General features: G+C 60.1%; 18 protein-coding genes. 12 read left to right on the forward strand and 6 right to left on the reverse strand.

Annotation, left to right across the window (positions count from 1 at the left end; all coding sequences use genetic code 11):
- Nucleotides 1-290: 290 nt before the first annotated feature.
- From lpdA to ACX80E_RS14495, 3 genes are all read left to right on the forward strand, one after another.
- A complete protein-coding gene (lpdA, locus tag ACX80E_RS14485; protein ID WP_459302725.1) occupies nt 291-1,673 on the forward strand; it encodes a dihydrolipoyl dehydrogenase in 1,383 nt (460 codons plus the stop codon).
- A 140-nt stretch (nt 1,674-1,813) separates the two neighbouring features.
- A complete protein-coding gene (sucB, locus tag ACX80E_RS14490) occupies nt 1,814-3,547 on the forward strand; it encodes a 2-oxoglutarate dehydrogenase, E2 component, dihydrolipoamide succinyltransferase (RefSeq protein ID WP_459302726.1) in 1,734 nt (577 codons plus the stop codon).
- A gap of 148 nt (nt 3,548-3,695) precedes the next feature.
- Nucleotides 3,696-4,049 (forward strand): hypothetical protein, encoded by a 354-nt coding sequence (locus tag ACX80E_RS14495; RefSeq protein ID WP_459302727.1) that lies wholly within the window; start codon nt 3,696-3,698, stop codon nt 4,047-4,049.
- A 94-nt stretch (nt 4,050-4,143) separates the two neighbouring features.
- Here the strand turns inward: ACX80E_RS14495 and ACX80E_RS14500 are convergent, their stop codons facing one another.
- A complete protein-coding gene (locus ACX80E_RS14500) occupies nt 4,144-4,491 on the reverse strand; it encodes a VOC family protein (RefSeq protein ID WP_459302728.1) in 348 nt (115 codons plus the stop codon).
- A 109-nt stretch (nt 4,492-4,600) separates the two neighbouring features.
- On the opposite strand from ACX80E_RS14500, the gene ACX80E_RS14505 reads away from it, so the two are divergent.
- Nucleotides 4,601-5,029 (forward strand): OsmC family peroxiredoxin, encoded by a 429-nt coding sequence (locus ACX80E_RS14505; protein WP_459302729.1) that lies wholly within the window; start codon nt 4,601-4,603, stop codon nt 5,027-5,029.
- 254 nt (nt 5,030-5,283) lie between these two features.
- On the opposite strand, the gene ACX80E_RS14510 is transcribed toward ACX80E_RS14505, so the two are convergent.
- Entirely contained in the window at nt 5,284-7,023 is a 1,740-nt protein-coding gene (locus ACX80E_RS14510) for a serine/threonine protein kinase (RefSeq protein ID WP_459302730.1), read from the reverse strand.
- A 102-nt stretch (nt 7,024-7,125) separates the two neighbouring features.
- Here ACX80E_RS14510 and lipB point away from each other — a divergent pair, with 102 nt between their 5' ends.
- Genes lipB through ACX80E_RS14525 form a run of 3 tightly spaced genes read left to right on the forward strand, consistent with a single transcriptional unit; the run spans nt 7,126 to nt 9,661 of the window.
- Nucleotides 7,126-7,851: a lipoyl(octanoyl) transferase LipB gene (lipB, locus tag ACX80E_RS14515; protein WP_459302731.1), complete on the forward strand. Its 726-nt coding sequence runs from the start codon at nt 7,126-7,128 to the stop codon at nt 7,849-7,851.
- Nucleotides 7,848-8,864 carry a lipoyl synthase gene (gene lipA / locus ACX80E_RS14520; protein WP_459302732.1) on the forward strand — a complete coding sequence of 339 codons (1,017 nt, stop codon included), beginning with the start codon at nt 7,848-7,850 and terminating at the stop codon, nt 8,862-8,864. The genes lipB and lipA overlap by 4 nt, the downstream gene beginning before the upstream one ends.
- A gap of 32 nt (nt 8,865-8,896) precedes the next feature.
- Entirely contained in the window at nt 8,897-9,661 is a 765-nt protein-coding gene (locus tag ACX80E_RS14525) for a DUF4191 domain-containing protein (protein WP_459302733.1), read from the forward strand.
- 101 nt (nt 9,662-9,762) lie between these two features.
- Here ACX80E_RS14525 and ACX80E_RS14530 read toward each other — a convergent pair whose 3' ends face one another.
- Nucleotides 9,763-10,200: an RDD family protein gene (locus tag ACX80E_RS14530; RefSeq protein ID WP_459302734.1), complete on the reverse strand. Its 438-nt coding sequence runs from the start codon at nt 10,198-10,200 to the stop codon at nt 9,763-9,765.
- 177 nt (nt 10,201-10,377) lie between these two features.
- On the opposite strand from ACX80E_RS14530, the gene glnA reads away from it, so the two are divergent.
- From glnA to ACX80E_RS14545, 3 genes are all read left to right on the forward strand, one after another.
- On the forward strand, nt 10,378-11,802 hold the full coding sequence (gene glnA / locus ACX80E_RS14535; RefSeq protein WP_459302735.1) for a type I glutamate--ammonia ligase: 1,425 nt from the start codon (nt 10,378-10,380) through the stop codon (nt 11,800-11,802).
- Nucleotides 11,803-12,669: 867 nt separating this feature from the next.
- Complete coding sequence (locus ACX80E_RS14540; protein ID WP_459302736.1) at nt 12,670-13,971, forward strand: ISL3 family transposase; 1,302 nt, start codon at nt 12,670-12,672, stop codon at nt 13,969-13,971.
- A gap of 9 nt (nt 13,972-13,980) precedes the next feature.
- Nucleotides 13,981-14,205 (forward strand): hypothetical protein, encoded by a 225-nt coding sequence (locus tag ACX80E_RS14545; RefSeq protein WP_459302737.1) that lies wholly within the window; start codon nt 13,981-13,983, stop codon nt 14,203-14,205.
- Here ACX80E_RS14545 and ACX80E_RS14550 read toward each other — a convergent pair.
- Together ACX80E_RS14550 and ACX80E_RS14555 are read right to left on the reverse strand one after the other, a co-directional pair.
- On the reverse strand, nt 14,202-14,642 hold the full coding sequence (locus ACX80E_RS14550) for a hypothetical protein (RefSeq protein ID WP_459302738.1): 441 nt from the start codon (nt 14,640-14,642) through the stop codon (nt 14,202-14,204). The genes ACX80E_RS14545 and ACX80E_RS14550 overlap by 4 nt on opposite strands.
- 424 nt (nt 14,643-15,066) lie before the next feature.
- Nucleotides 15,067-15,717, reverse strand: a complete 651-nt coding sequence (locus tag ACX80E_RS14555; protein WP_459302739.1) for a hypothetical protein — start codon at nt 15,715-15,717, stop codon at nt 15,067-15,069.
- 374 nt (nt 15,718-16,091) lie between these two features.
- Between ACX80E_RS14555 and ACX80E_RS14560 the strand changes: the two genes are divergently transcribed.
- Complete coding sequence (locus tag ACX80E_RS14560) at nt 16,092-16,376, forward strand: type II toxin-antitoxin system Phd/YefM family antitoxin (protein WP_459302740.1); 285 nt, start codon at nt 16,092-16,094, stop codon at nt 16,374-16,376.
- Between the two features lie 6 nt (nt 16,377-16,382).
- Nucleotides 16,383-16,649, forward strand: coding sequence for a type II toxin-antitoxin system RelE family toxin (locus tag ACX80E_RS14565; RefSeq protein WP_459302742.1), 267 nt, complete (start codon nt 16,383-16,385; stop codon nt 16,647-16,649).
- A 195-nt stretch (nt 16,650-16,844) separates the two neighbouring features.
- Here ACX80E_RS14565 and ACX80E_RS14570 read toward each other — a convergent pair whose 3' ends face one another.
- On the reverse strand, nt 16,845-18,443 hold the full coding sequence (locus ACX80E_RS14570) for an ATP-dependent nuclease (protein WP_459302743.1): 1,599 nt from the start codon (nt 18,441-18,443) through the stop codon (nt 16,845-16,847).
- Nucleotides 18,444-18,519: the final 76 nt, after the last annotated feature.

Genomic DNA, 18,519 nt, shown 5'->3' on the forward strand with positions numbered 1-18,519 from the left:
GGGTGGTGCTGGGACGAGACGGCGGCGGAACAAGCCACCGCTGCCCCCCCCACTTCTCCGGCCCGGCACACTGCCGCAATCCGGCGGAAAGTGAGTATGACCACATTCCCCTTTACTGTGACAGCTGTGCGGGTGTTGCATGGAACAACTGACGTAAGGTGAATGCTGAAAGTATTTGTCTTTGACCGGAAGAAGTGGACCATCCGCAATGGGTGGGGTCCTTCTCTCAACAATTGATGAGATGACGCGCCGCTAATGTGCGCGTCACCCGAACGCGAGGGAGCGTCTAAGTGGCCGAACAGGCAGCTGGGCAAGAATTCGATATTTTGGTTCTCGGCGGTGGCAGCGGCGGTTACGCAGCTGCACTCCGAGCAGTCCAATTGGGTAAGACTGTTGGTTTGGTGGAGAAGGCCAAGTTGGGCGGCACTTGTCTGCACAACGGCTGTATCCCCACCAAGGCTCTGTTGCATGCAGCCGAAGTGGCCGACCACGCTCGCGAAGGCGCCTCCATTGGCGTCAACAGCCAGCTCAATGGCATCGACCTGGTGGCTGTCAACAAGTACAAGGACGGCATCATTGCCGGCAAGTACAAGGGTTTGCAGGGCCTCATCAAGGGCAAGGGCATCACAGTCATTGAGGGTGAAGGTAAGCTCACCGCGGCCAACACCATCACCGTGAACGGCGTGGACTACACAGGCAAGAACATTGTTCTGGCCACCGGTTCATACTCACGCAGCCTGCCCGGTTTGGAAATCGGCGGCAAGGTCATCACCTCCGACGAGGCCCTGACCATGGAGGCCTTGCCCAAGAGCGCCATCGTGCTCGGTGGCGGCGTCATCGGCGTCGAATTTGCCTCCGTGTGGAAGTCCTTCGGCGTAGACGTCACCATCATTGAAGGCATGGCGTCCTTGGTACCCAACGAAGATGCTGCCATCATCAAGGTGCTCGAGCGCACCTTCCGCAAGCGCGGCATCAAGTTCAACACCGGCACGTTCTTCCAGGGAGTTGAGCACACTGACGACGGCGTCAAAGCCACCTTGGTCGACGGCAAGACGTTCGAGGCTGACCTGATGCTCGTGGCTGTTGGCCGTGGCCCGTCCACCTCCGGCATGGGCTTTGAAGAAGCGGGCGTCACGATCGACCGCGGCTTCGTCATCACCAACGACCGCCTGCACACAGGTGTTGGCAACATCTACGCAGTGGGCGACATTGTCCCCGGCGTGCAGCTGGCACATCGCGGCTTCCAGCAGGGCATCTTCGTTGCCGAAGAAATTGCCGGCATGAAGCCCGTCATCGTCGAGGACATCAACATCCCCAAGGTCACTTTCTGTGACCCGGAGATTGCCTCGGTCGGCTACAGCGAGAAGCAGGCCAAGGAAAAGTTTGGCGATGCAAACGTGGAAACCACCGAATACAACTTGGCTGGTAACGGCAAGAGCGCCATCCTGGGCACCGGCGGCATCATCAAGTTTGTTCGTGAAAAGGACGGCCCCGTGGTGGGTGTTCACATGATCGGCAGCCACATTGGTGAGCAGATCGGTGAAGCACAGCTCATCGTGAACTGGGAAGCGTACCCGGAGGACATTGCTGGCCTCATTCACGCACACCCCACCCAGAACGAAGCCCTTGGAGAAGCGGCAATGGCCTTGGCCGGACGCCCCCTCCACGGCTAGCAAGATCCTTCTTAGTGCACCCGACGCCCGCGCCGGGTGCACTAAGCTAAAAACATACTTATTCTAAAGAATTTCGCGGCACATGCACCCTTGTGCACCATCAGCGAAATGCAGCGCACATGAAGGAGAACGGGGACGCAATGTCTGAATCCGTGAACTTGCCCGCATTGGGTGAAAGCGTTACCGAAGGTACCGTTACGCGATGGCTCAAGCAGGTTGGGGACCGCGTCGAAATTGACGAGCCCCTGCTGGAGGTATCCACCGATAAGGTTGACACCGAAATCCCGTCACCCTTTGCCGGCATCTTGGAGGAAATCCTTGTGCCCGAAGACGAAACAGCAGAAGTCGGCGCCACATTGGCCCGCATCGGCACCGGCGCAGCAGCATCTGCGGCACCGGCTGAGGCTCCCGCAGCTGAAGCGGCACCGGCTGAAGCTCCAGTAGCTGAAGCGGCACCCGCTGAGGCTCCCGCAGCTGAAGCCGTCGAGACCCCGGCAGCTCCTGCCGCGGCACCCGCCGCCGATGCCCACGAATTGCTGCTCCCCGCCCTGGGCGAGAGCGTCACCGAAGGTACCGTTACCCGCTGGTTGAAGGCCGTTGGCGACACCGTCGACATCGATGAGCCCATCCTGGAGGTATCCACCGACAAGGTTGACACCGAGATCCCCTCCCCCGTGGCCGGCGTTTTGCTCGAGATTCGCGTTCCCGAGGACGAGACAGCAGAAGTTGGCGGGGTGCTGGCGTTGATCGGTTCCGCCGCCGCTCCGGCTGCTGCTGCTCCCGCCGCCGCGGCCCCCGCTGCTGCTCCGGCCCCCGCCACCCTGGCTCCTGTCGCTGCCCCTGCACCCGCTCCTGTTGCTGCTCCGGCCCCCGCCGCGGCAGCAGCTCCGGCACCCGTTGCAGCTCCCGCTCCTGTTGCTGCTCCGGCCCCTGCGGCCGGCGCCGAGTCCAACTACGTGACCCCGTTGGTGCGCAAGCTCGCCAACCAGCACGGCGTGGACATCGCCACCGTCTCCGGCACAGGTGTTGGGGGACGCATCCGCAAGCAGGATGTTGTTGCTGCCGCTGAGGCTGCCAAGGCCGCCGCCGCTCCGGTAGCAACAGCTGCAGCACCCGCTGCCAAGGCTGCCCCCGCCGTCGTGCCTTCCTCATTGCGCGGCACCACGGTCAAGGCACCTCGGATCCGCCAGGTCATCGCCCGCCGCATGCGCGAATCGTTGGAGGTGTCAACGCAGCTCACGCAGGTGCACGAGATCGACATGACGCGCATCGTCAAGCTGCGCAATTCGGCCAAGAACCAGTTCGCGGCAACCAACGGCTCTAAGCTGACGTTCCTGCCGTTCATTGCCAAGGCTGTGACCGAGGCGCTCAAGCAGCACCCCAAGGTCAACGGTGAATACAATGAGGAAACTCAGGAAATCACCTACCACAACGCCGAGCACCTCGCGATTGCCGTTGACACTGACAAGGGCCTGCTGGTTCCCGTCATCTCCAACGCCGGCGATCTGAATCTTGCTGGCCTGGCCGGCAAGATCGCCGATGTCGCCTCACGCACCCGCAGCGGCAAGATCGGCCCGGACGAGCTCTCCGGCGGCACGTTCTCCATCACCAACATCGGTTCCGTTGGCGCACTGTTCGACACCCCGATCATCAACCAGCCCAACGTTGCCATCTTGGGCACCGGCGCGATCGTCAAGCGCGCCATGGTTGTTGCCGACGCTGACGGCGATGACACCATCGCCATCCGTCACATGATGTACCTGTGCCTGACGTACGACCACCGCCTGGTGGACGGCGCGGACGCCGGCCGCTTCCTGCAGACCTTGAAGGCCCGCCTGGAAGATGGCGCGTTTGAGGCCGATTTGGGCCTGTAACACCCTTCCCGCAGAGGAACGACGGCGGCCCGTGACGTATGTTTTGTACGTCACAGGCCGCCGTCGTTGTGCCTCCGGCCGGGCCATATTTACAACATTAGGCACACCTTGATAGACACTGTGTCACCAAGTTGCCTAAGCTGACGGCATGGACTTTCTACACTTAGTGCTCGTGTTTTTGCATATTCTTGGTGCCGCCGCGATCGTTGGCGGCTGGCTCGCCGCGTTCAAGACGCCCACAGTCACCCAGTGGCAGTGGATTGGCGCGCTGACCCAGCTCGTTACGGGTCTCCTTCTGGTGGGCCTTGCCGAAATGGGTGACGGCGACGTCAACCACATGAAGATCGGCGTCAAATTGCTGATTGCCTTGGTCGTTGCTGTGGCAGCGTCCATTGGCCGCCGCAAGGTCAAGAACCACCAGGACGTTTCCAAGGGACTGGCCCACGCTGTGGGTGGCATGGCGTTCATCAACATTGCCGTTGCCGTCTTCTGGGTCTCCTAGTACAGAACCTTTCGCGCATAATGGCCCTTTGGTGGCTTGCGAGCAGTTCTTTGACCGCTCACAAGCCACCAAAGCGTCTTTTTCGCGTTAACAGCTAGACGTGATCGGGGGCGATGCAAAACTCGTTGCCGTCGGGGTCGGCCAGGACAACCCAGCTGAAGCCGCTCATGGTGTGTTCCTCAACAGTCGTGGCACCCAGGGAAAGGGCTCGTTGCACCTCGGCCGGGACGTCATCCGAGGCGAAATCTAGGTGCAGACGGCGCCGTCCCTGGGTGGGCTCCTTGACCGTCTGGATCGCCAAACGTGGTTGCCCCTTTCCCGATGCCAGCCACGTGAAGCCGCTGTCGGAGTAGTCCACCTCAGTCTGCAGGAACGCCGTCCAGTAGTCTGTCAGGGCGGCGGGGTTCTGGGTGTTGATGACGATTGCCGATAGCTTGATCATTCGCTCAGTGTAATCTGCACGCTCGGCAACAATCTACGGCATAGGGTGGAGATGAATGCCGAGACTAGAAGTGGCATTGAAATAATATTGATTCTTCAAAGGAGTGAAAATGGCTACAACTCGCAACGCCCACGCACACTGGGTCGGCGACCTGCCGACAGGTGCCGGTCAGGTGACTTTGGACAGCTCGGAATTGGGCACCTTTGACGTCACATGGAAGGCCAGAACGGAGAAGGCTGAAGGCAAGACCAGCCCCGAAGAGCTGATCGCTGCCGCGCACTCCGCATGCTTTGCCATGGCGTTCTCCAACGAACTCAGCAGTGCAGGCCACGCAGCCGACTACGTGAATACCAGCGCGGCTGTCACCTTTGTGCCCGGCACCGGCATCACCGGCAGCCACCTGACGCTGGCAGCAAGGATCCCCGGCATCAGCCAAGACGAATTTGATCGCATCGCCAACGGCGCCAAGTTGGGTTGCCCGGTTTCGGGAGCCCTGAAGGGCCTTGACATCACCCTGACGGCGACGCTCGAAGCATAGTCCCCACCCGCTCCCAAGCCTCATACCTCGGCTCGGGGCCCTCGCGGGCGTGGGCCCACCCACCCGCTCCCAAGCCTCATACTTCGGCTCGGGGCCCCCGCGGGCGTGGGCCCACCCACCCGCTCCCAAGCCTCATACTACCCTGCCGCGCCCGCACCTCGTTCCTCGGTGTGGGACCCTGGCGGCAGGGGGCCCAGGCTCGGGGCCCTCGCGGATAATGTGAGTAGGTGGCAGCTACCTCGTGTAACTGCCACCTACTTTTTTGTGCCGGCGGGGAGTATGCGGTCGATGACCCAGCGAGAATCCATGCGTGTCAGGACAATGCTCAGTTCCTGGCTTTGCTCGTGGGCGTGGTTGTGCACGACTGTTCCTTGAGCATCACGCTCCGCGAAGGAACTGGTGGTCACTGTGGCTTTCACGGTGGCCTGTGACGCCGTGGTGGGTGTTGGTGTGCCCGTCGCAGCACTGGCGGGTACTGTCAGGACGGCGGCACTGATTCTTGTCTCGAGGCCCGTGAAACTGTGCCCCAATTCCGCCAAGTCCGCCAAAATTGCCGTGTCTGTCGCCAGCGCTGGCGAGCCCGGCGCATTGATCTTGGCCAGTAGTTTCGCGTCAGCGGTCGAGAGCGCATAGGAATGCGTCCAGGCCAATGCCGTGAGGGCTTCGACCGGTTCCTGCGCCGCAAGCCCGCGTTGAACCTGTGCCGGTAACGCAGCAGCCCAAGCCATAGACGGCGCCTTGGTGGTTGCCATGGCTTGTCCCGCTGGGCCTGATTGCTGCGCACCGCGCTGCGCACCGGCCAAAGCGTTGAACCATGCCGGACCCAGCAGTAACCCGCCAGCTGCCACAAGCAACACGGCCAGAACAACGGCCGCCGACGTGATTCCCTTGCTCCGACCCAGACCACCACCATGACCACTGCCACCGTGGCGTCCACCGCTCCGGCCGTCGCCTCCCCAGAGCCGCCCCAAACGCTGATCCCGCCGGAAGAAGCTGCGACCCCTCTGGTGCCACGCCCGCGGCGCGGGTCCCGATGCGGCGGCAGGGCGGCGTGGGAACAACTGTCGCACGCGGCGCCGCTTCCGGCCCTGCCCGCGCTGACGCCGTTGTGCCTTGGTCGCCTGGCGGGTGAGCAACTCCGGCAGCACACTGGGATGAACGGCGTTGGCCAACGCCACCGGCTCCGCACGGGCACTGCGGAAGACTGCCTGCGCAAACGCAGCTGCCGTGGGGCGCTGCTTGGCATCCTCATGGAGCCCGGCCTCCAGTGCCGCCACCAGCTCAGTGGGAACGTCGCGCACAAACGTTGACAGCGGAAGGCGATCGCGGGTGGGTGGCGGGGTATGCCCGGTGAGCGCAAACCACCCCACAGCGGCCAAGCCGTACACGTCGGCGGCCTCGTTGCGTTCGACGTCGTGCGCACAGACGAATCCGGGCGTCCCCGTCAGCGCGGCGGCACCCTGCCCCAGGAGCCGGCCGAGGCCAAAATCACCCAGGAACGGTTTGCCTGCCGCACTGAGCAGGACATTTCCGGCCGACACGTCCCCATGGACGGCTCCGCGGCCATGCAAGTAGGACAGTACTTGCCCCAATGGTGTCAAAACAGTGACCGCCTCCCCCACCGTCAGGGAGCCTTTGGTGCGGACTATGTGCCCCAGGGAGCCACCCGCCGCATAGTCCATCAGCAGGACAAGGGCTCCCAGTGAATCGTGCACCACACCCTGCACAGCAATCAGGTGCTCATGGCTGAACTGCGTCAGGATCCGCCATTCTTGTGTGATCTCGATTTCATTCTGACGCACGGCTTCAGCATCCACTCCCGGGCCGTCGGCCGCGCCCGGGCCCAGAATCTTCGCGGCCACGGCGGGTCCACCATCGCGTGGCGCCAACAGCCAAACGTGCCCCTGCGCCCCGCCACCTAGACACCGCACGGCGTCGAAGCCGGAGACAATGGGCGCCTGCCCCGCACCCGCTGGAGATACCTTGCGTTCCATATACAAGTAATAGTCCTATTTTCTGTTTCCTGCTGGGAGTTATCCACAGCTTGCCGCTCGCGGTGTTTTTCGGATTTAGGCGAAGATGCAACATCCTCTAAAGTGACCTGTATGAGTCTTGAGTTACGCGACGTCGGAATGGCCCCGAATTTCATTGATTACACAGTTGCCTGGGATCAGCAGCGCGCTATCCACGAAGGCGTGGTGAACGGTACGACCCCCAACACTGTGCTGCTTCTGGAGCACGCGGCAGTGTATACCGCCGGTAAACGCACCGAAGATCATGAGCGCCCCTTTGACGGCACGCCCGTGATCAACGTGGACCGTGGCGGAAAACTAACTTGGCACGGTCCGGGCCAGCTGGTCATGTACCCGATTGTTCGTCTGGCCGATCACCACGGCATCCGGGCCTATGTGCACGCCCTAGAGGACATCATCATCGATGTTCTGGCACACCACGGTGTGGACGGCGTCCGCGTGCGCGGCCGGGCAGGCATCTGGCTGCTGGCCGACGACAAGGGCCCCGACCGCAAGATTGCAGCCATTGGCATCAGGGTTCACGAAGGTGTGACCATGCATGGGATCGCCATCAACGCCAACAACAGCCTGGCCCCCTACTCCCAGATCATCGCCTGCGGCATCAACGACGCCGGCACCACGTCCCTGCAGGTGGAAACCGGTCAGGACATCTCCCCGGCCGATCTGCTGGAGCAGGTCAAGTCCGCCACCAGCCGCATCCTGGCACCTCTCATTGCCGAATTTCAGCCGCCATTGGCCACAACCGCTGGCTCCGCGGAAGCGGACCAGTCAGAAGGAGCACTGCTGTGACGTTGGCACCTGAGGGACGCAAGTTGTTGCGTATTGAGCAGCGGAATGCTGCTGTGCCGGTGGAGCGGAAGCCTGAGTGGATGAAGGCTAAGGTCTCCATGGGTCCGGAGTACATTGCCATGAAGAATCTGGTCAAGGGTGAGGGGCTGCATACTGTCTGTGAAGAGGCTGGCTGTCCGAACATTTTTGAGTGCTGGGAAGATCGTGAGGCGACGTTCCTGATTGGTGGTTCCGAGTGCACTCGGCGTTGTGATTTCTGCCAGATCGATACGGGCAAGCCCTCACCGATCGACAGGTTTGAGCCGACCAAGGTGGCCAGGTCCGTGGTGAAAATGAATCTGCGCTACGCGACCGTGACGGGTGTGGCTCGTGACGACCTCGAGGATGAGGGTGTGTGGCTGTACGCGGAGACGGTGCGGAAGATTCATGAGCTGAACCCGACCACGGGGGTGGAGTTGTTGATCCCTGACTTCTCCGGCAAGCCCGAACACATCACAGCGATTTGCGAGTCCAAGCCTGAAGTGTTTGCACACAACGTGGAGACGGTGCCACGGATTTTCAAGCGCATCCGCCCCGCGTTCCGTTACGAACGCTCCCTGGATGTTTTGACGCAGGGCCGGGATTTGGGGATGGTCACTAAGTCCAACCTGATTCTGGGTATGGGCGAGACCCGGGACGAAATCAGTCAGGCCCTGCAGGACTTGCACGACGCCGGCACTGATCTGATCACGATCACCCAGTACCTGCGCCCCTCCGAACGTCACCTGCCGGTGGATCGTTGGGTCAAGCCGCAAGAGTTCCTAGAGCTCTCCGCCGAGGCTGAAGACATCGGGTTCCTGGGTGTCATGTCCGGGCCGCTGGTGCGTTCCTCCTACCGGGCCGGACGTTTGTGGGCCACCGCGATGCGCAAGAAGGGCCGCGACATTCCCGAGCACCTGGCCCACATCGCCGAAGGCATCGAAGATTCCGGCCACACCCGCCAAGAAGCAGCCTCACTCATAGCAGCACAATAACTCCGCCCATTAACCGCTAGAATTGAATCACTATGGCCAAAACCACTGACGTCTCACAGACAGACGCTGAAAAACCCAAGCGCTCACTCTTTTCTCGTAGCCCCAAGGCTGACAAGCCGAAGAAGACGAAAAAGCCCAGCCGCATCAAGCAAATGGTGGACATCTTCAAGATGACCCGCCGCCACGACCCCATGGTCACGTGGTTGATGCTTGGTGCCTTCTTGGGTCCGATCGCCATCAGCTTCCTTGTTGGCTTCTTGCTCGATAACTGGATCACCGGACTGCTCATTGGCATCCCGCTGGGCCTGCTGTGTGCGCTGCTGATCATGTCCCGCCGCGCCGAGCGTGCAGCGTATTCACAGATCGAGGGCAAGCCGGGAGCTGCCGGCGCTGCCCTGAGCTCCCTGAAGAAGGGCTGGATCTTTGAAGAGCAGCCCGCCTCGGTGAACCCGCGCACCCAGGATGTTGTGTTCCGTGCCATTGGCCGCCCCGGCATCGTTCTGGTGACGGAAGGCCCCTCCCTGCGGGTAAAGGGCCTTGTTGATGCAGAACGTCGCCGTTTGACCAGGATTCTGCCTAACGTCACCGTTACAGTCATTGAGACTGGCAAGGGTGAGGGTCAGGTGCCGATCGCCCAGGTCACCAAGAAAATGAACAAGCTCAAGAACGAGCTGACAAAGATTGAGGTCAGCGCCGTCAACAAGCGCATCACCTCCATGGGAACCAAGCTCCCCATCCCCAAGGGCATTGACCCTTACAAGGCCCGTCCTGACCGCAAGTCAGCGCGAGGTCGCTAAGTATCTTGCATGTTGCAAATAATGCCCGGTGGGAAGTTTCCCACCGGGCATTATTGTGTTTAAACCAGCCTGGGCTGGCGTTCGAGCTCTGTCCGTTTGTGTTATCGGCGAACCAAGATGGTCTTCATGGCCTTGTCGTGCAGACCACGGTGGTCGGCATCAACAATGATGGCAGGAATCACCAGGCACAGCAGCAGGGCGCGAACCATGCCGGCCAGCAGACCGGGCGGGCCGCCGTCGAGCCTCCTGACGGTGATGCCCATGATCCTGTGCCCGACACTGTAGCCAAGAGTGCCCACAAGGACCATCTGTTCAACGGCGAAAATTGCCAGAATCGCATTGGGATGAGCGTCAAAGAAAGCCGCCGCAATGAGATAGGACAGGCCCCAGTCAATGCAGAGGGCAATGATGCGCCGGCCCGCCCGGGCCATGGAATCACGGCCAGATTCGGGCAAACCTAAACGCTCGCCGGGAAATTTGGATATATTGGAGGTGTCTGGCCCACTGAGCCAAGAGCCTATGTCTTTTCGTTCTACCACTCCCCCAGCCTACCGGCGCAAGCCAGCGGCCGGGCACCGAAGGTTCAGGAGTGCGCGTAACGTGCCGGAAACATTTCGGACACGGTAGAGAAATAGCACAGTTCTAGTCTTGTGTCAGTTGTACATGCACCATGGCCGCACCCAGCCGGCCAAAACCCCCAGCGCCAAGGAGCGTAGATGTTCAAGAACGCGGAAGAAGTCCTACAGTTCATCAAGGACGAAGATGTAAAATTCGTCGACATTCGATTCACCGACTTGCCCGGAGTCCAGCAGCACTTCAACGTGCCCGCCAAGACCGTGGACCTTGACTTCTTTGTCAACGGCCAGCTCTTCGACGGTTCCTCCATCCGCGGCTTCCAGGGCATCGCCGAATCAGACATGCAGCTGATCCCGGATCCCACCACAGCCTTCGTTGACACGTTCCGCCTGGAGAAGACCCTCGCGTTGAACTTCTCCATCGTGAACCCACGTACGGGTGACCCGTACCACCGCGACCCGCGCGGCGTTGCCGAAAAGGCAGAGGCCTACCTCGCCTCCACAGGTATTGCCGACACAGCCTTCTTTGGCGCAGAAGCAGAATTCTTTGTCTTCGACAACGTCCAGTACGAGTCCTCACCGCAGGGATCCTTCTACAAGATCGATTCCGAAGAGGCTTACTGGAACACCGGCCGCAAGGAAGAGGGCGGCAACCTCGGTTACAAGACACCCATCAAGGGCGGCTACTTCCCCGTGGCACCCATTGACCACCAGGCCGACCTGCGCGATGCTATGTGCATCGAACTGGACGCTGCTGGCCTCGAAGTTGAGCGCTCGCACCACGAAGTTGGCGCAGCCGGCCAGGCTGAGATCAACTACAAGTTCAACACCTTGGTTCACTCAGCCGATGACTTGCAGAAGTTCAAGTACGTCATCAAGAACACCGCCTGGGCCTGGGGCAAGTCTGTAACTTTCATGCCCAAGCCCGTCTTCGGTGACAACGGCTCAGGCATGCACTGCCACCAGTCGCTGTGGAGCAGCGGAACTCCGTTGTTCTACGACGAGAAGGGTTACGCCGGCCTGTCCGACATGGCCCGCTGGTACATCGGCGGCCTGCTCAAGCACTCCTCGGCCGTGTTGGCTTTCACCAACCCGACAGTGAACTCCTACCGCCGCCTGGTCAAGGGCTTTGAAGCCCCCGTGAACATGGTGTACTCGCAGGGCAACCGCTCCGCCGGTATCCGCATCCCGATCACCGGTTCCAACCCGAAGGCCAAGCGCCTGGAGTTCCGCGCACCGGACCCCTCCTCTAACCCGTACCTGGCCTTCTCAGCCCAGCTGATGGCCGGCCTTGACGGCATCAAGAACCGGATCGAACCCCCGGCTCCCATCGACAAGGACCTGTACGAGCTGCCCCCGGAGGAAGCCAAGGACATCCCCAAGGCGCCCGAGTCGCTCGAAGAGGCACTGATCGCCTTGGAGAACGACAACGAGTTCCTGCAGGCCGGTGGTGTGTTCACCCAGGACCTGATTGACACTTGGATCGACTACAAGCGCGAGAACGAGATCAAGCCGCTGTCACTGCGCCCGAACCCGTACGAGTTCGAGCTCTACTACGGCTGCTAGCTAGAACATGCGGGAATACTGGGGTTAGTCCGCAAGCAGTAGAATCACCAGAGGTAAAGAGGGGCCGGAACATTGCGTTCCGGCCCCTCTTGTTCTGCCGCAGTGGCTGCTGAATGGGCGGCGCTCTCGCTGCGTGAGTGCACGCTGCACTAGCGGGTGATGATCTACGCCAGCGGCGTGCGTACGAGGAGAGCTGCACCGGGCGAGCACGGACCGTAGCGCGAGGGTGCAACAGGACCGTAACCGTCCCCTAGGGTCCCTCTCGCGGCCGTGACGACCACTGGAATACTGCCCTGTCGTATGCCTTTCACTGCAGATGAGTTGAGCATGGGACCTTTGTCGAAGCATTTTCCGTACCCCTGTCCATGTGGACATGATTTAGCCAATCGGTAGGCTAATATCCAGATTTCAGTCCTGGGTGTGATCCAAATCAGAGAAAACCCCATAGTGTCGTTGTTGGCGGGCCGCCGTTGTTGAACATATTTCCTTGCGGTAGGTACCGCTAGCTGATCAATAGTGAGGGCAGAACAATGAAGTTCAGGACCGGCACCAGTGCCATCGCAACAGTTGTGGCTCTCGTGCGCGGGCGCATGGCAGCTGGTTCTGCGCTAGTTTCGTCAGTCTATGGATTGAAATCATGTTACGGATAGGTGAGGGATATATGGAACAAGTCAACGCTCAAACGGCCAGCGCATCCAAACGTTTGATGGCCATATCAGCTGGTGTGATGGTCGCAGCATTCCTTGTAAAAATCGGGCTCTTGTGACTCTTCCGTGGGCGTGATCCGCGCGCCTTAACGCCCACACGCCGCTTCCTGCCTAGGATTTTTGACTGTCTAAGGAACAAGAATCAAGGCGGGGAAACGGCGTGCAGAAAACAAGCATATGGTCTGCCATGCTCGGAGTAGAAAAAACTTCGATCATCGGCGTGGATTTCGATGAGTACGACGAGGTTTTACTGGCCCGGGTGAGGCCCCATAAATCCATGCGCAACCGGTGCGGGATCTGCTCCAGGAGATCCCCGCGTTACGACCGTGGCGAGGGGCCCAGACGCTGGCGGACCCTGGACCTGGGGACCATGGAAACCTATCTTGTCGCCGAGGCCCCACGTGTGAAATGTCCCGAGCATGCGGTCACCGTCGCCGCGGTTCCCTGGGCCCGCCACCAGGCCGGGCACACCAGGATCTTTGACCAGCAGGTTGCCTGGTTGGCCACCCAATGTTCTAAGAGTGCGGTCACCGCGTTGATGCGCATCGCCTGGCGGACCGTGGGGGCAATCATCGACCGTTTCTGGAAGGATACTGCCGCGACCTTTGACCCGTTCGCGAACCTGACACGGATCGGCATTGACGAGATCTCCTACAAGCGCGGACACAAGTATTTGACCGTCGTCGTGGACCATGACTCCGGCCGGCTGGTGTGGGCTTCCCCGGGACGGGACAAGGCCACTCTGAGGAAATTCTTTGACGCTCTCGGGGAGGAACGTAGCGGCGAAATCACGCATGTTTCCGCCGATGCCGCCACCTGGATCTCCTCCGTCGTGGCCAAAAAATGCCCCCAAGCCATCCGTGTTGCTGACCCGTTCCATGTGGTCATGTGGGCCACCGACGCCCTGGATGAGGAACGCCGTACCGCATGGAACCGGGCCCGGAAAGCAGCCAAGGAAAACGAGCCGTCCCGGGGCCGTGGACGACCACCCAAGGACGCCCCACCACGGCCCGACAGCGAGCAAACAACGAAGCTAAAGAACTCCCGCTACGCGCTCTGGAAAAACCCCGAGGACCTTACCGAGAAGCAGCAGGTCAAGCTCGCCTGGATCGTGCAGACCGACCCGAGGCTGGGCCGGGCCTACTACCTCAAGGAGGGCCTGCGGACCGTCTTCAAGCTGCCTTACAAGGACGCCGTCGTGGCGCTGGATAGATGGGTGAACTGGGCCAGACGCTGCAGGATCCCCGCGTTCGTGAAGCTGCAGAAAAGCATCATCAAGCACCGCGACGCCATTCTGGCTTCCATCGAACACGGCCTCTCCAACGGACGAATCGAGTCCATGAACACCAAGATCAGACTCATCACCCGGGTAGCCTTCGGCTTCAAATCCCCGCAAGCCTTGATCAGCCTGGCCATGCTCAGCCTCGGCGGTCACAAACCGGTGCTGCCCGGACGGAAATGACCCACGGATATGTCAGGAGAGCCAAAAATCGCACTATTTGCGGCAGGAAACACCCACCATCAATTCGACGGTGGCATCGATGTTGTTATCTTCGGATTTCTCGCCATCTTGTTTCTCGCCCGCGGGATTCGTTTTTATGACGAGGGAAAGCGAGTACAAGCAGTTGCTGCATGTATCGGTACGTTGTGCTGGGCGATCTACACGGTGTTGATCGTAGTCCGCATGACAAACTAACCGCACGGCGCTGAAGCTTCATCAACACGAACACGAGAAGCAGTCCCGTAGCCAGCCCCTTCGATCACGGCATCGAGCGTCAAAGCGTGTTTGAGCATCACCGGCCCATCCGTAAGCCGTTTCCAGAGCACCCTCATCACAGGCCCGAGTGGCGGCGCGAAAGCGCCCGCCAGCCCGGCCATCACCGTACATAGGAGGGGGCTGGCCTCGGACGAAGCGGTGATCGCGCTGATGGCCACCAGGAACGCCGAGAAGAAGAACGTAAGGACCGGCAAGGTCCGGCGCGGGCCAAACAGATCGATTGCCTTGGCCCGAAGCGGTGCAAGGAATCCGGCAGTAGCGCCGTAGCCGGCGACTGCCGCACCGGCAACTGCGAAAGATCCAGTGCTCGCTTCGATCGCAAGCAAAAGGGGAACGAAAACCAAGGGATAGGCCATGCGCCCAACAAGTGCGGCGCTGAAAGTTAGTGGCACTTGCGGGCGAGAGAGGACAGCCGGGTCTGATAGGAATTCTGGGGTGATTGAGTCATGTCGTATCCAATGTGAGATCGAGACGAGAAAAGTAAGAACGCGCAAAAAGACTCGCGTGGTCTCGTCGATCAGTCACAAAGGTGCATGCCCAAACGGTATTCCAGGGATCGTAGGGTGTCAAACAGGCGCCGGACAGGGGCGCTAGCAGGGACCCCTGGCAGCGAATATGGTCAAGCCTGTCCCACTCAGGGTTCCCCAAAAGCATAGTGTTCACAGGGCCATGGCTGACTGTTGTGACAGGCCACCGGCTGCTGAGTGGCGCCCCCGGTGTTGGTCATTTGGGCAATCCTATGGAGGGGACAACGCGCGCCCACGGGTCGCTCGGCGTTTACTACCGAAGTTCGATGACCGTACGCACATATCTATTTGGTTCCATGTAGTCGAACACAAACTCCAGCTCAAGCCCTTCGTCGGTCCACGTCTGCCGGTAGGTCCCTTCGCGGAATGGATCATACGCGTTGTTTGTACTCACCCTTCCCACCGCCTGATAGATGGGCCATGTACGTTGTTCGTAGACCCGGAAACCTCCCGCGTGGAGGACAGTCCTGTTGACGATCAGTACGCTTCGGGCGTCGTCTGCGGATTCCAGCACGTACGACGACAGCGGGGAGAACAACAGCATGATGCCTGCCCAGAACAGGAGAACGCCCGCAGAGCAGATCCCCGTGATCCACCCCGCCGACTTCACTAGTCGGGCGATCCAACGATGCTTGACACCGGCGAGAGAACATTTGGTCAATCTGTGGATGCCGGCTATGAGCGGCACGGTAGCCAGAAACGCCAGCGAACTCGCCAGAGTCTCCGAGTTAAGGCCCGGGGCAAGAAAGATGAAAAAACCTGATTGATCGAGCGCCTCCAGCATCCAGGCTCCTGCCCAGAAGCACGCCGCCACCGCAAGCCACGCCAACCCCAGGCAGACCGACGTACGCAGGCCACCATTGATTGCTGCCTGATTGTCTTGCGCATTGCCGGTCGATTCCATGTTTCACCTCTGCCATAGCCGATCATTGAGTCTACCCATCGCGCCCAAAGCGTCCTCCTCACGGTTCCGCATACGGACGCACCGGGGTTGTGCAGACGAGTATAGAAATTTGTGCAGCCGACTTCTGAAAATGACACTAGGGTCTAAAAGCGGGCCACGTCCAACTTGGACGGGCAGGCCTGTCGAAAACGGTCGAATATGACTAGCCCAACCGCGGTGCCCCTTGTGCGAAATCAGGGATCCATCGGCCCGAGGGTTGGGTGGATGCGTTCACCTAGGAGTGTCAGTTAGGGAAGCTGAGTCCCCCCAAGCAATCGGCGCAAAGAGCTTATAGAGGTCTAGGCTTGACCAAAATTCAGTCCTATACTGAAAGTATGCAAATACTTCCCCTGTCCACGGTAAAGGCTCGGCTTTCCGAATTGATTGACTCCGCCTCGTCTACTCATGACGAGGTCATGATCACCAAGAACGGCGTGCCGGCCGCCGTGATCATCGGGGCCGACGAATGGGAGGCTCTACAGGAGACTCTTTTCTGGCTGTCTCAGGACGGGATTCGCGAAGACCTGGCGCAGGCCAAGGCCGACATCGCCGCGGGCAACACCTTTTCCGAGGCACAGATCAGAGCCGAGTTCAGTCAGCCAATCAGGCAGAAGCGGTAGCCGCGAGTGGCCTATGAGGTTGTCTTCGCATCGACCGCCCGACGAGACATGCAGCGCATCCCACCGCGGATCGTGGCTGCCGTTGTCGAGTTCGTCTACGGGGACCTGTCCAAGAACCCGCAGCGTGTCGGCAAGCCGCTGGAGCGTGAGCTGGCCGGCTACCATTCCGCCCGGCGTGGCCCGTACCGCATTCTTTACTCCATTGACGAAGATCGCATCATCGTAGAGGTTGTGCGCGTCGATCACCGCGCGGACGTCTACCGCGCTCGATAAAGAATCTGGTGCCCAACTACCGCAGTTGGCCGGCTTTTTCAGTCCCCTCTGCCAAGCTGCTCAAAGGTCCGACGGCCGCGATGACGTCAGGTCCTTCTTGCCACAGCTTCAGAAACAGTCCGGGCTGGACGACGTCCGACAGCTAGCCCTGCAACTAGCGACAAGGCAAAAATACAAACTCTAGGCAATCTGGGACTACGTCCCAGTGAGCGCTTTAGCCGCGTAATCTTTGGCTTGCTGCGATGATCTATGCACGTTCCGTTTCAAAGCTTCGCTCACCCAGACAGGTCCGTGTTTGCCAATCCCCCTGTCGAAGCTCTCCATCTCACCACCTGGAACGACGTGAACGCGTTCCTGATCTAGGGCCCTGAGTAGCTGAACAGCGGCAGTGTATGGCTGCCCTGCGGGAACGCCAGCCAAACCGTTTTCCTTGACATTAGCCCAAAGATTGCCTTGTTGGACGGGCTCCACAAAGTTGCGGAAGTCAACCTCCAGAGCATTCGTCCAGGCTCCACCGACGCCTTCGACTATCCCTTTTATCGTTGCCTTGTTGTTCAGTACATCGAAGTCGACAAAAGCGTGTGTTTCGACGCCAAGCTTTCTAAGCGCCATAGCCAGAGGCGCCACCCCGGCCTTTCCTCCACTGGGAACCAGCAGCAGATTATCTACTTGAGATCTCAGCCCCCGCTCATTCGCCAACTCGTCCAGCACTGCGCCATAAAAGCGGCAGTCTCCGTCGGCCTCACAAATAGCGACGCGGGTGTGAAAAAGTCCCTGCAGAACATTTGAATATCGAAGCACGGGGTCCGCCCAGGTTACGTTTACTTCGTCTGGTCTCAACTCGTGAAAGCGATTCCTGTCGTCGCGATCTCGCACGATGCGGACGAAATGAACCCCCGCGCCATTCCCGTCAAGAAGACCGACAACTAAATCCCTGCTATGCGTCGCGACGACAATCTGCAAGTCGCGCAGCTTCGCCTGGACACTCAGCCAGCGCCCCAATGCCCTTGCCTGGCCAGGGTGGAGGAAGGCTTCGGGCTCATCAAGGAGGAGCATCTGGGAACGCCCGGCAAGGACTGCCACCACGATTCCAATAAAACTTTGTACGCCGTCTCCCTGCTCCGACAGTGCCGGAAGTGCTGCAACGGCGTTGGCATATTCCAAGGTTGGCCGGTTCAGTGGCGGAACCTCAATATCGGTTACCTCCCCGACTCGAAGCCGGACATCCAAATTGGCTCGGTCAACAGTTAGGGGCTGTTCAAAAGCCTCGTACGCAATTTTCGAAAGTTCATCTTCCAAGGCACCATCAAGAAACAGCCGATGCAAGGGGCTCGCAGGGTTCGTTCCACCAACACCTACATGGCCAAGGCTGCCAGACGCGTTATATGTCAGCTGCCCAGGCGTTGCATGCAGAAAGAAGAAGCCTTTGGTCTGGCCCAACCCGTCCCCGTGCGTCAACTCTTGCGCAAATGCCTCCGCCCGCATGCTCGTACCCTGACCCCCAAGCGGAGCGTACTGGGTGTGCTCCACACCATATTTGGGCTGGCGCACCGCGTTACCCTCGAGAAACTCGAAGGCCTCTTCAATACCAACGGGCCTAGGAACAGTCAGCTGCAGATCATCAATCACGATCTTCGGTGCACCCGACGTCTCCACGAGCGATGCGATATCGGCTAGTGTCCGTGACTTGCCGGCATTGTTGCCGCCGACAAGGCAGGTAACACCGCTTTCGGCTAACTCCACTTTGTCACCGGCGTTGGACGTGATGCTGGCAAGACGAATTTTGATGGTCACGAGGGCGATCATACTTGACTGGACTGACAAGCAGGACCTGCTTCCACCCGAAAACGTACGCTGCTCTTGTCTGCGT

Source organism: Arthrobacter sp. TMN-49 (assembly GCF_054511095.1).

Excerpts from the sequence above, each read along its gene's own strand:
- sucB (WP_459302726.1), top strand. The coding sequence starts at position 1,814 with ATGTCTGAATCCGTGAACTTGCCCGCATTGGGTGAAAGCGTTACCGAA.
- ACX80E_RS14495 (WP_459302727.1), top strand. The coding sequence starts at position 3,696 with ATGGACTTTCTACACTTAGTGCTCGTGTTTTTGCATATTCTTGGTGCC.
- ACX80E_RS14500 (WP_459302728.1), bottom strand. The coding sequence starts at position 4,491 with ATGATCAAGCTATCGGCAATCGTCATCAACACCCAGAACCCCGCCGCC.
- ACX80E_RS14505 (WP_459302729.1), top strand. The coding sequence starts at position 4,601 with ATGGCTACAACTCGCAACGCCCACGCACACTGGGTCGGCGACCTGCCG.
- ACX80E_RS14510 (WP_459302730.1), bottom strand. The coding sequence starts at position 7,023 with ATGGAACGCAAGGTATCTCCAGCGGGTGCGGGGCAGGCGCCCATTGTC.
- ACX80E_RS14525 (WP_459302733.1), top strand. The coding sequence starts at position 8,897 with ATGGCCAAAACCACTGACGTCTCACAGACAGACGCTGAAAAACCCAAG.
- glnA (WP_459302735.1), top strand. The coding sequence starts at position 10,378 with ATGTTCAAGAACGCGGAAGAAGTCCTACAGTTCATCAAGGACGAAGAT.
- ACX80E_RS14545 (WP_459302737.1), top strand. The coding sequence starts at position 13,981 with ATGTCAGGAGAGCCAAAAATCGCACTATTTGCGGCAGGAAACACCCAC.
- ACX80E_RS14550 (WP_459302738.1), bottom strand. The coding sequence starts at position 14,642 with ATGGCCTATCCCTTGGTTTTCGTTCCCCTTTTGCTTGCGATCGAAGCG.
- ACX80E_RS14555 (WP_459302739.1), bottom strand. The coding sequence starts at position 15,717 with ATGGAATCGACCGGCAATGCGCAAGACAATCAGGCAGCAATCAATGGT.
- ACX80E_RS14560 (WP_459302740.1), top strand. The coding sequence starts at position 16,092 with ATGCAAATACTTCCCCTGTCCACGGTAAAGGCTCGGCTTTCCGAATTG.